11 protein-coding genes and 1 tRNA gene are annotated in these 11,229 nt (G+C 61.1%); 8 read left to right on the forward strand and 4 right to left on the reverse strand.

Annotated features, from left to right (window positions below):
- Positions 1–558 precede the first annotated feature (558 nt).
- The 3 genes from NNZ72_RS25030 to NNZ72_RS25040 form a co-directional block, all read right to left on the reverse strand.
- A complete protein-coding gene (locus NNZ72_RS25030; protein WP_257318403.1) occupies positions 559–1,878 on the reverse strand; it encodes an HlyD family type I secretion periplasmic adaptor subunit in 1,320 nt (439 codons plus the stop codon).
- Between the two features lie 7 nt (positions 1,879–1,885).
- Complete coding sequence (locus NNZ72_RS25035) at positions 1,886–3,613, reverse strand: type I secretion system permease/ATPase (RefSeq protein ID WP_257318404.1); 1,728 nt, start codon at positions 3,611–3,613, stop codon at positions 1,886–1,888.
- 226 nt (positions 3,614–3,839) lie between these two features.
- Positions 3,840–4,358: an MgtC/SapB family protein gene (locus NNZ72_RS25040; RefSeq protein WP_257318413.1), complete on the reverse strand. Its 519-nt coding sequence runs from the start codon at positions 4,356–4,358 to the stop codon at positions 3,840–3,842.
- Positions 4,359–4,484: 126 nt separating this feature from the next.
- Here NNZ72_RS25040 and NNZ72_RS25045 point away from each other — a divergent pair.
- Both NNZ72_RS25045 and NNZ72_RS25050 read left to right on the forward strand, forming a co-directional pair.
- A tRNA-Pro gene (locus NNZ72_RS25045) sits at positions 4,485–4,561 on the forward strand.
- 230 nt (positions 4,562–4,791) lie between these two features.
- On the forward strand, positions 4,792–5,433 hold the full coding sequence (locus NNZ72_RS25050; protein WP_257318405.1) for a hypothetical protein: 642 nt from the start codon (positions 4,792–4,794) through the stop codon (positions 5,431–5,433).
- Between the two features lie 573 nt (positions 5,434–6,006).
- Here the strand turns inward: NNZ72_RS25050 and NNZ72_RS25055 are convergent.
- On the reverse strand, positions 6,007–7,191 hold the full coding sequence (locus NNZ72_RS25055) for a hypothetical protein (RefSeq protein WP_257318406.1): 1,185 nt from the start codon (positions 7,189–7,191) through the stop codon (positions 6,007–6,009).
- 230 nt (positions 7,192–7,421) lie between these two features.
- Between NNZ72_RS25055 and NNZ72_RS25060 the strand changes: the two genes are divergently transcribed.
- The 6 genes from NNZ72_RS25060 (at position 7,422) to NNZ72_RS25085 (ending at position 11,180) form a co-directional block, all read left to right on the forward strand.
- Positions 7,422–8,330 carry a hypothetical protein gene (locus NNZ72_RS25060; protein WP_257318407.1) on the forward strand — a complete coding sequence of 303 codons (909 nt, stop codon included), beginning with the start codon at positions 7,422–7,424 and terminating at the stop codon, positions 8,328–8,330.
- 110 nt (positions 8,331–8,440) lie between these two features.
- Entirely contained in the window at positions 8,441–8,809 is a 369-nt protein-coding gene (locus NNZ72_RS25065; protein WP_257318408.1) for a hypothetical protein, read from the forward strand.
- Between the two features lie 48 nt (positions 8,810–8,857).
- On the forward strand, positions 8,858–9,289 hold the full coding sequence (locus NNZ72_RS25070) for a hypothetical protein (protein WP_257318409.1): 432 nt from the start codon (positions 8,858–8,860) through the stop codon (positions 9,287–9,289).
- 179 nt (positions 9,290–9,468) lie between these two features.
- Entirely contained in the window at positions 9,469–10,338 is an 870-nt protein-coding gene (locus NNZ72_RS25075) for a hypothetical protein (protein ID WP_257318410.1), read from the forward strand.
- 159 nt (positions 10,339–10,497) lie between these two features.
- The gene (locus NNZ72_RS25080; RefSeq protein ID WP_257318411.1) at positions 10,498–10,854 is read left to right on the forward strand and encodes a hypothetical protein; all 357 of its coding nucleotides are present in this window, start codon (positions 10,498–10,500) and stop codon (positions 10,852–10,854) included.
- A gap of 137 nt (positions 10,855–10,991) precedes the next feature.
- A complete protein-coding gene (locus NNZ72_RS25085) occupies positions 10,992–11,180 on the forward strand; it encodes a hypothetical protein (protein WP_257318412.1) in 189 nt (62 codons plus the stop codon).
- Positions 11,181–11,229: the final 49 nt, after the last annotated feature.

Genomic DNA, 11,229 nt, shown 5'->3' on the forward strand with positions numbered 1-11,229 from the left:
GGGTTTCCATCCGCCACCGCAAAGGGAAATACAGACCCTTTCGCGGTGAAAGGGAAGTTACAAAGGTCGCGGCAGCGGGATGAGGGGGACGCCGCAGGCGAATTGCGGTGCGTTCCACCCCCTCATCCGGCCCTTCGGGCCACCTTCTCCCCGCCGGGGAGAAGGGGAAGTGGCGAAGTCGCAGCAGAGGGGTGTATCGCGACGCACGAAAAAGGGGCCCGCGAAGGCCCCTTTCCTTTGCCTGCCGTATCCCCGCTCAGAAGAAGAAATACCAGAGCAGGAGGACGACGAAGAGCGGCACGCCCATCAGCCAGAGGATCAAAGCCCGAGCCATAGTTTTCCCTTTCCTGTTGTCTCGGGCGGGAAATGCACGAGCTTGGCGATTGTTCCATCAGCAAAGGGAAATATGCGTGGAGCCGCGCACCCCGCCTCCCCGTCGACGGGGCGGTCGCCGCCAAGCGGCGGGTTGGAGGTGATCCCGCGACGTTCCGCATGCCGCATCCCCACCCCGGGCCTGCGGCCCGACCCTCCCCATCGAGGAGAGGGTAAGCCACGTGCCTACCGCTCCCGGAAGGCCTTGGCGAAATAGTCGGCGAGCGGCTTCACCAGGTATTCGAGTGGCGAGCGCTCCGTCGTCTGGATGAAGGTCTCGACCGGCATGCCGGGGATGACGTGGCGCTCGCCGAGCTTCAGCATCTCGCCCGCATCCGGCCGGATTTCCGCCCGGTAGTAGGTCGCGCCCGTGCGCTGGTCGGCGAGCACGTCGGCGGCAACCGTCGTGACGTGGCCGAAGATCTCCGGCGTCGAGCGGTGGTCGAAGGCGGCGAAGCGGATATGCGCCACCTGCCCCACATGCACCTGGTCGATCTGCGTCGGCGAGATCTGCGTGGCGATGACGAGGTCGTTCTCCTGCGGGATGATGTAGAGCAGCGGATCGGCCGGGCGGATGACCGAGCGCAGCGCATGCACCTGCATGCCGAGCACGACGCCGGAGACCGGCGCGGTGATGTCCATGCGGCTCAGCGTCTCCAGCTTGGCGTTGCGGTTCTCGCGCAGCTCGGCGATCTTCGCCTCGATGTCGCGCAGCGCCGTCGTCGCCTCCTCGCGCACGGCCGAATGGATGTTGAGGATGGCGATCTCGATCTCGGCGATGCGGCCGGCGTTCTCGGCGATGCTGGCGCGGGCCTGGCTGATCGTGCCGCGGATCTCCGCCTCCTCGCGCTGCAGCGCCAGCACGCGGCTGGCGTTCGTCAGCGACTGGGCGAGCAGCTTGTTCTGCGCGGCGAGCTCCTCGCCGATCAGCCCGAGCTGCGTCTCCAGCGCGGCGATGCGGCTTTCGAGGCCCTCGTTCTGCTTGCCGATCTGCGCCTTCTTCTCGGCGAGCTGGGCGATCTGCTTGTCGCGCGTCTCCGCGCGGGCGGCCTTCAGCCGCGTCTGGCCGGCGACGATCTCGGCGATGTCGGCGCGGGTCTTCGCGAGCTTCACCAGCTCGGGGTCGAAGGCGATCCCGTCCGCCTCGTCCTGCTCGGCCTTCAGCCGCGCGGCCGTGCCGAGCAGGCTGAAGAGCTGGCTCTCGATGACGGAGAGCTCGGAGCGGTCGAAGGTGTCGTCGAGGCGCATCAGCACGTCGCCGGCCTTCACCGCGTCGCCCTCCTTGACGAGGATCTTGCCCACCACGCCGCCCGTCAGGTGCTGCACGACCTGGCGGTTGCTCGCCACCTCGATGATGCCGCCGGCCACCACCGCGCCGTTGATGCGCGTCAGCGCCGCCCAGGCGCCCATGCCGCCGAGCAGCAGGAAGACCGTCGCATAGCCGGCGAGCGCATAGCCGCGGCCTGACCACTTCTTGTTCATCGTCTTGTCCGTTTCCCGTGCCATCGCCGTCTCACCCCTTGCCGCCGCTCGCCGGCACGACCTGCGCGTGGTTGCGCAGATGCGCCCGCAGCACGTCGTCGCGCGGGCCGAAGGCGAGCCGCTGGCCGTTCTCCAGGATGAGGATGAGCTCGCATTCCTCGATCGCCGCCGGCCGGTGCGCCATGATGACGACCGACTTGCTCTCCGCCTTGAGGTTGCGGATAGCGAGGTTGAGCGCCAGCGAGCCCTCCGCGTCGAGGTTGGAGTTCGGCTCGTCGAGGACGAGCACGACCGGATCGCCGTAGAGCGCGCGGGCGAGGCCGACGCGCTGCTTCTGGCCGCCGGAGAGCCTGCCGCCCATCGCCGGCAGCTTCGTGTCGTAGCCGTCGGGCAGGCGCAGGATCATGTCGTGGGCACCGGCCTTCCTGGCCGCCTCCACCACCTTGACCGGATCGGGATCGAGCGCCATGCGGGCGATGTTCTCGGCGATCGTGCCCTCGAACAGCACCACGTCCTGCGGCAGGTAGCCGATATGGTCGGCCAGACCGTCGGTGCCGTACTGCTCCAGCGAGGCGCCGTCGAGGCGGACCTTGCCGCCGGCGGGCGGCCAGATGCCGGTGAGCACGCGCGCGAGCGTCGACTTGCCGGACGCGCTCTGGCCGATGACGCCGAGCGCCTGGCCCGGGCCGAGCTCGAAGCTCAGCATGCGCAGCGTCGCCACCTTCTCGCCGGGCGGCACCACCGTCACCTGCTCGACTTCCAGGATGGCGCGCGGCTTCGGCAGCGCCGTGCGGGCCTCGTCCTCCGGCACGCGGGCGAGCAGCTCGGCGAGCTGGCGCCAGCCCTGCATGGCGCGCTGGATCAGTCCCCACTGGCCGATGGCGCCCTCGATCGGCGCGAGCGCCCGGCCGAGGATGATGGAGGCGGCGATCATCGCGCCGGCGGTGATCTCGTTCTGCAGCACCAGCCAGGCGCCGAGCGCCAGGATGGCCGACTGCAGGAAGACGCGGAAGGTCTTCGACGAGATCGCGTAGAAGCCGTTGCTGTCGGAATAGTGGACGTTGGCCTCCAGCGCCTTGTCGCGCAGGCGCTGCCAGCGGCCGGCGACGGCGCGGCGCATGCCGAGCGCGCGCACCGTGTCGCTCTCCTTCTGCAGCGTCTGGGTCATCTCGTCGCTGTGGCGCCCGGCGATCATCGCCCGCTCCTGGTCCTCCTTGGTGCCGTTCTGGTTGAGCCAGGTGAGCGCCACGAGGATGATGCCGCCGACGATGCCGAGGATGCCGAGCAGCGGATGGAACGAATAGATGACGAAGAGGAAGAAGGGCGTCCAGGGGATGTCGAAGACCGTGAAGACGGCGGGCGAGGCCAGCACCTTCTGGATCGAATCGAGGTCGCGCATGCCCGTCGTGGTGGAGATGCCCTGGGCGTTGAGCGTGACGCGGTCGAGCACGGCGTTGAAGACGCGCTTGTCGAAGCGGGCCTGGAAGCGGGCGCCGATGCGCGCCGAGATGCGCGAGCGGACATGATCGAGCACGCCCATGATGAGGAAGAGGCCGGTGATCAGCCCCGTCAGCGCCACCAGCGTCGCCTCCGAGCGGGAGGAGAGCACCCGGTCGTAGATCTGCAGCATGAAGAGCGGCCCGGTGAGGACCAGGAGATTGACGAAGAAGCTGAACAGGCCGATGGCGAGGAAGCCTCCGGCGCTGCTGCGCAGCGCGGTCCTCAACTCGTCCACCCCGGCCCTGACCGAAGAATTCATGGCGAAATCTCTGCAAAAAAGAGCGCCCCGCGGCGCGCCGTCCAGCCGGCCACCGCCCGGGGCGCCGATGCCCCATTCCCGCGCTTCTCCGTGTCAACACCATGACAACAGGAAGCGCAGGCCGCATCCTTCCCGAATGCGGCCTGCTTTCAAGGACGGTATAGGGCGCGATTTATTCGCAAAGCAACCGATTTTCTCGGTTGCGGGCAAAACTTGTCTGAAAACTTCATGTTTTTTCGCCGCCCTCCCCCTCCGCGCCGCCCGAATCGGCCTCAGGGGCGCAGCGGATCTCCAGCTTGGCCAGCACGAACAGCACGAAGAAGCAGCCGAGCGCGGCGAAGACGGCGAGGAACCAGTAGCCGAGCCCGACGGAGACGCCGACCGCGCCGGCGAGCCACATGCCGGCCCCCGTCGTCAGCCCCTTCACCCGGCCGCGCGAGAAGACGATCATGCCGGCGGCGAGGAAGGCGACGCCCGAGGTGACGGCCTCGATGACGCGCAGGGGATCGATGCGCACCTGCTCGTCGGAGAACCCGGCCATGTGCACGCTCTCGAGCGCGAGCACGGCGAAGACGCAGGCCGAGAGCGACACCAGGATATGGGTGCGCAGGCCCGCCGGATGGTCGCGGTATTCCCGCTCCAGGCCGATGGTGGCGCCGAGCAGGATCGCGCCCGCCATCCTGACGAGGATGACCGGCCAGGGGATTTCGGTGCGCGGATAGAAGTCGGCGAGGATCTGTTCCATGGCCGTGGAAACGGACGAGAGGCCCGCCGGTTCCACGCCGCCGCCTTTTACCCGAAACCGCAAATTATTTGACGTTTTGCGCTTGTCGAAACGGAAAGCCTGTTCTATAGGAAGCGCCGCTGGTCACGGAGTGTAGCGCAGTCTGGTAGCGCACCACGTTCGGGACGTGGGGGTCGAGTGTTCGAATCACTCCACTCCGACCAGTCGAAAACCCCGCAAATGCGGGGTTTTTTCGTTCTTACTAATATCTCCGTAAAATTCCCACCATGATATTCACCATTGGATTGATGCGCGATACCGTGAGCAACCATCCAAATCGGCATGTCTAAGCGTTTGGGAGCGCACGACTAATGATTGCAGAGATGAATCTGCAACATGGTGCCGATCGGACCATGATCCCGCTCAAATACGCGAGGGAGAGTTCGTCGACTGGATGCTACAGTTCCTCCAGCCGCTTGCTGCGGATGCGGCGCTGACGGGAAATCCGGATGCGATCGAAGAGATCGAGGCGGCAATAGGCAGTTGGTACGAGGCCAATCCACCCTTCCGCGGGATTTGCTGGAACAGCGGCATCGAGCTTGGCCTGCGCGCCATCAGCCTCCTCATTGTCGCGAGCCTGTGCGGCAGCCGTCTGTCCGACGCCACGGTCGAAAAGATACGAACGATCCTGCATCATCTGATCTGGATGGCGCACTATCCTTCACGTTTCTCCTCGGCAAACCCCCATCTCATCGCCGAGGTAGCCAAGGAATTCCTGATCTCGCTTGCCATGCGGGGCGCCGCTTTCGGGCAAGCTTCAGGCCAAGGGCCGGAAATCCTGACTGAGGAAGCGGACAAGCAGTTTCTCGCCGACCGCGCAGGGCCGAGTAGCCCCCGCCCCCTGGCGCTTTCTCCGCCCAATTCCTGCTTCTCTGCTGTTTCGCCGCACGCGCCGCGGGCCAGCCGCTCGCGAAAGGGATCGAGGAGGGGCACGCGCTCTTTTCCACCTTCACCGCCCGGCTTTCCGATGTCGAGGGCAGAACACCCAGCATCTGTGATGACGATGAGGCGCGCGCATCACCCTGTCGCGGCATGAACCGGCCTATGTCGCCTCCGTCTCGGCTGCCATTGTCGGCAATCTCGGCGCGCCGGCCGCAGGCCCACGCCGCTGAAAATCGAGCTGCGCGATGCCCTGCTGCGGGCGCTGGCGGACAGCTCTGCTTCCCCCACCGGCGTGCGGACCTTCGCACAGAGCGGCTACACCGCCATGCGGGAAACACGAAACGGTCGCGATCTCCATACTATCGTGGACCACGCGCCTCTCGGCTACCCGATAAGGCAGCCTGTCTCCATCCCAGTAGAAGCCGATAGCATAATATCAATACAGTCGAGCACTATTGAAATCTTGCACCACGCGATCGATGCCCATTTACCGGACATCGATGATGGCGCTCCTCGAGCTACGGCATTGACATCCCTCTACGGACTCAAGGTCGCCCCGGTTACTCGGCAATGATCTGTAATAGCAATGGGCAAAGGATTGGGACACTATGGAAGAACACTGCGGACGCAACATATTCTCTCCAACCTAACAAAGAGGGTTCTCATCGAGGAGCAGCTTGACCAGACAACATTGAAAATCCCATACACTCAGAGAGCGCGTGGACGGCTACCATCTAAACAGATCGGCGTTTAGATCAATTTCACCAACACCAAGCCTTGTGTCTGGCTCTATGTATTTTTCCTCGCTCATCAGCCTCTGTATAAACCTCTCAACAGATCTATCCGCAACCTTAGGCTTCCGCCCTGTAAAAAATTCAGGATCGTAGATTTCTATCTGTTCTTTTATTTTTAAGTACATACTAGATTTATATTTAGCAACATATGGAAGACGTTGCCCATAAAGCTCAATTGCCGCACTTATGGCAGCTATGTGCCGGTAATTTACTTCATTTTTCTTTAGTTCATTAATATCTTTCCATTTAAGACGCATCTCGACGATTTTTTTTGCAGGGAATTTTGAGAGAATTTCAGATCCAATAAATTGAACGTCCCTGAATGCAGGACGACCATTAGAATACAATACAAATTCGCCCTGGATTATTTGGAAAGAAGCATTCGTCCAGTAGCAGCATTCGACTTCCTCATTGCCCTGAGAAACGCTGATAACTTCGCCGTTTTGATCTATTTTCTTCCCTGTTGCCCTGATCTCACCAGAAATCAGATGCTTTTGCAGTTTTTCCTTAAGATTCCACAGTTTCCACGCGTACCGAGCACCGTCGTATCCGATAAAGCTCTCACTGTTACTTCCATCGTGCCCTGGCCTTCCGAACTGAGCCAACGAAAATCCTGCAGGAGGGAAGGATTTCTGCGGCGAGAATGGATTGCGAGGCGTCATCATTGGTGCATGGAATACTAAGTTCTCGACCCAGATCGCTGCAATAGAGTTCGATTGGGGGGCATGTCGGAGTACAAGTGCCGGATCACGCCATTCGATCCAGGAGACCGCCATAGCCGCGTTCCAGAACAACAGCTTATCACTCCGGATATCAAGGTAATAAGGGAGAACTACAAGAGCTGAATCTGTGGCCTTCTTCCACCTATTCTCGGCTTCCTCCCTCGTCTCTTTACCCGTCATCACCTCTTGAAGCAGGTGCGCCCTGAACAACTCCTGACCTTCTTCTAACGCATCCTCCTCCTCGGCCGACAGAAATACGGCATCCTCATCCTTCAGTGCCCACCGATCAAACAATGTCACCTTGCGACGCGGGTCTATCGGAGGAGAACGGAACTTCGCCTCTGCTCTATCCAACCCCCGGCATGCTGCATCGAAATCGAAGCTCTTTCTGGTCATTTCCACTGCCCTCTATCGCAACCTTCTCGATAGGGCACACGGCTTCCTAAAATCCGCTGAACAAGCATCGTTGCGAGACCTTTAACGTCCCGGTCGATCCAATTCTTTGTCGCATGCTTGTCGCATGGCTATCGCTGGTGCTGGATTTCGTGCGCATTGACCGCATGTCGCATTTTTCCAGAAGCCGACAGCTAAAACACTCCGTACGTTCCGCGCTCAGAAAGCGAGGAATGATGGCGAACAAAACGAACAAGGAAGTTCCGGTCGAACACGGCACCACTGGAAATCGGCGCCCGACCGAGAGAGACGACAAGCATCAGCGAACGGTCGATCGCTGGGAGCACGCCCATCTTTATCGAGAAGAAGTAGAACAATCAAAGGCTTCGCGTAAGCCGCGCATCCCGACGCTCGTAATGAAAAAGTTCGCTCGCTCCGGAGTCACATTCGAGCAAGCGATGTCGGATCTTCGCGTCTCCCGAAGCCATCTGCGCGCGGCTTGCATCAGAACTGCCACAGATCTCCAGGGCGGCCCCCGCACTCCGCGGGAGCACCAGCAGCAGTACACGGAAGTCAACGAAGAAAAGGAGTTCGACATGTCTTCGATCCTGGCCATCACTCCCAACACGACCCTCTCCGATCTCAAGACGGAGGCGCCGCTCTCGACCGGCAAGCGCCGCCTGCCCAGCGACGAAATCGCCAAGGCGGTTGAACGCGCCGTGCGCACGATCGTCGACACCGAGGGTGTGATGCCGAACCTGGCCCGCCTGCACAAGGAAACGGGCTTCGCATACAAGACGCTGAAGAAATACTGGCCGGGCAACCCGGAGGCGGCTCGTCGTGGCCGCAAGCCCAAGCAGATGGTCGAAGCCGCAGAGAGCCGCGCTCCGGCTACTCAGCCGCTTGCTCGCGAGCTGGTGCAGATGGTTTCCGAGCTCGTTTACGGCGCCGGTCTCGTACCGGGAACGTATACCGCCGACGATGGCGTAGTGCGTTGCGACAGCTTCGATAACCACGGCGAGGAACTCACCCCGCTCATCCGCGCATGGCGTCACCATGAGGATGAAGTCGCACAGATCCTGGCAATCGCTCGCGACCTTTCCCCGCCCGGTTCCACCAACGCCGCCGTCACTTCTGCATGAAGTGCCGGCGACATTCCTCGGCCGGCCAACTCCGGCATGACCTCACTACCTCAGGCACAAAAAGCCTGTCCCTCTCGCAAAACCGCACATCTGTGCAGAAAGGCCCAAACATGTCTCTGATGGCAATCAACGCTCTCCGCACTTCCGTCGCGAAGTTGCATCCTCTCGCTCCCCTTTCCGGCCTTGAACTTGCCGTCGAGCGCGGCGTGCTCACCGTCGTAAAGGAAAACGCGGATTTCGAGATCGGGATCGCCAGCAACTTTCCTGCGGATTGCACGTCGAGCGATGTGCTCGACGCCATCGACCATGGTGCGCACCATCTCGCGCAGGCCCTCCAGTACGTCGAGCAGATCTTTGCGACGCCCCGCCGCGTGGCGATGCGCGAGGCCTTCAGCGCGGGTTTCGACGCCATCGAGGCCTTCATGGATATCGTCACCGCAGCCCGCGACAAGAATCTGCCTCTGAACGCCGCGGAATAGCCGCCTCCCTCTTCCCCACTTTCTGAAACGCTAAAATTGGAGTTACCAATGGCAAAACCCTCACCGTTCGCAATCGACTTCGACAGTGTTTTCGATGTTCACATCAGCAGCGCGGCCCGCATCCTCGAGCGTGGCATGGCCGCCTCTCTCGATGGTCTTGCATGTGGCATCGGGCCTCTGGGCTACAAGCTCTTCATTGCCTCCTCCGACGCCAAAGATCGTCCGGATGCAACGTTCATCATCCCCTTTCCCCGCGGGATCACCGTCGGAGCCCTTGTGGCGACACTTCTCGGCGACGGTAAGGACGCAATCCAGCTGCTCGGTGCGGCACGCATCAGCGCCAATGCCGGCGATGACAGCGTCCTGTCCACCACCAGGTCGGTGACCGACAAGCTGACGAAAGCTCTCGTCGAAAAGGTCTCGGCGACCGAACGCGCCGTACGTCAGGAAAAGTGCGCGAAACTCGGCCGGAAGCGTTGAGGGCATTTCAATGAAACAGTTCGAAACCGCCCGTCTGGCAGATCAACGCAAACTCCTGCCGCTTTCGGCACCTCGGCCACCTTAAGACACCTTTCCGGCTGCCTACGCGGCACCGGGCATCGCCTCCAGCTTTAATTTGAAATCGAACCGGCACACAGCGTGTGCGGAAAGGCATTCTCATGCTCAACAAGATCGTGAAACTCTTCAAGAGAGACCTCCTTGAGGTCACCCATCTTCCTCTTCCCTATCCGCTGGATGTTGCGGCAGTGCGGCACATGACGCCGTCCGCCGTGGCTAAGCTGGTAGATTCCGAGGTCTTCGAGTTCAAGCTCGAAAACCCTGGCATCCGGGTCGATATCTTCGAAAAGACCCATTACCCTCTACTGACCGAGGATGAACTTAAGGATGCTGCGGACTGCCCGATGCCGCATGCGAAAGTCGCCCTGTCGATCGACGTACCCCGCGCTGACTCTGACGAGCTCGACAACTATCTGTGGTACATTGAACGCACCGGCCACGGCTACTTCGCGATCCCGTTTGTCTATCGCTGCGACGTCCTGCTGTATTGCGGTGCGTCCCTGGTGCTCGATCGACGATACACGAATAACGATGGAACGCCCGTTCTCCACTATCGCGTTCCGTTCAGCCACGGCGCTGTCTACGACAACGTAGAGTTCATCGATCACCATCACGTAATCCTCGGGTTCCTTCGCACGTTGTGTCAGCCGGCGGTCATCATTGAGAGCGAAGAGCCCAATGAACGGCTCAACCGCGCTCGCGCGCGCCGCCGCCGGCCTGTGCGACCGCCTCGTCGTGTCGTCAGGCTTCCTGCGGAAATCCACCGGATGCCCCAGGCAGCCGACAACGAGCGTGCTCAGGCATTTGGCCCGAAGGCTGCACATCACCGCCGATCGCACCGCCGCGTTCTCGCATCCGGACGTGCCATCTGGGTCCGCTCGTGTGTTGTCAATGCGGCAAATGGCGAGCCGCCCCCGCCGCCCCAGCGGTTCCGCGTCGATAACCCGGAAAACAATCCCCACGGCAGGTAACGCTGCGTGCGGCCGCCGGCTGGGCGGCCGCTCCTCCACCGCCCCACCCGGAATCTTTGTCGCTCAAGGCGCAGGCTGGTCCGCCTGCCGTCAAAGTCCACACCAATGCGGAGAAAGCCAATGCACAATCAGAAACTCTCAACGGAGAAGAGCCTGCACATGACGAAGAAATTCAAAATTGAATTCTATCCGATGAACGGTGGAGCCGGGCCTCTCGGCTACAATGAAGTGGATTCCAGCGTTTCGGCCGAAGATATCCGCCAGGTCATGGCAAACTGGTACGTCAATATTGAATCACAATACTATGGAAACTTTGAAGATATTGAGGAGGATGAAGTCGATTGGCATATGACGGGCGTCTTCATCGTCCGTGATGCCGCACAGCGGATCGTTGATCGCGTAACATCGGACAGCGTCAAACAATATCCCGAGATCGCGACGGCAGATCCACTCTGGTTTCAAAAAGGTGAGCCGGATCAAACCGGTATGCTACCGGACGGCACAATCCTGTTCTAGCCCCAACTCCAAAGATCGCAGCGCCCGCTTTCGCCACCATTGGCTCGACAGGGGCCATTCGCATGCCGTTTTGCCATCTCTGATGAGATGACGCTCGACGTCCCCTCTTAGGAAAACAAACTCAACGAGACAATGATATGGAAAAGAACGATACCGAAGCCAACCGGCACCTGATGGAAACTACGTTCTGGCGGGCCGTCGAAGCGATCGCCGCCTGGGACGGCAGATTTGTCTTCAGCCTCGACCTGCTCGCACACGAGGCGTTGCGGCTCGCCAAACAATATGAACGAACCGAGGGAACCCATTCCTGGTCTAGGTCCTGTTGACAAAGTGGATTCCCAAATCAGCAGAAGCGTGATTCAAGACTGCTTTTTA

The organism is Shinella pollutisoli, from assembly GCF_024609765.1.
In the GTDB taxonomy this organism is placed as follows: Bacteria; Pseudomonadota; Alphaproteobacteria; order Rhizobiales; family Rhizobiaceae; genus Shinella; species Shinella pollutisoli.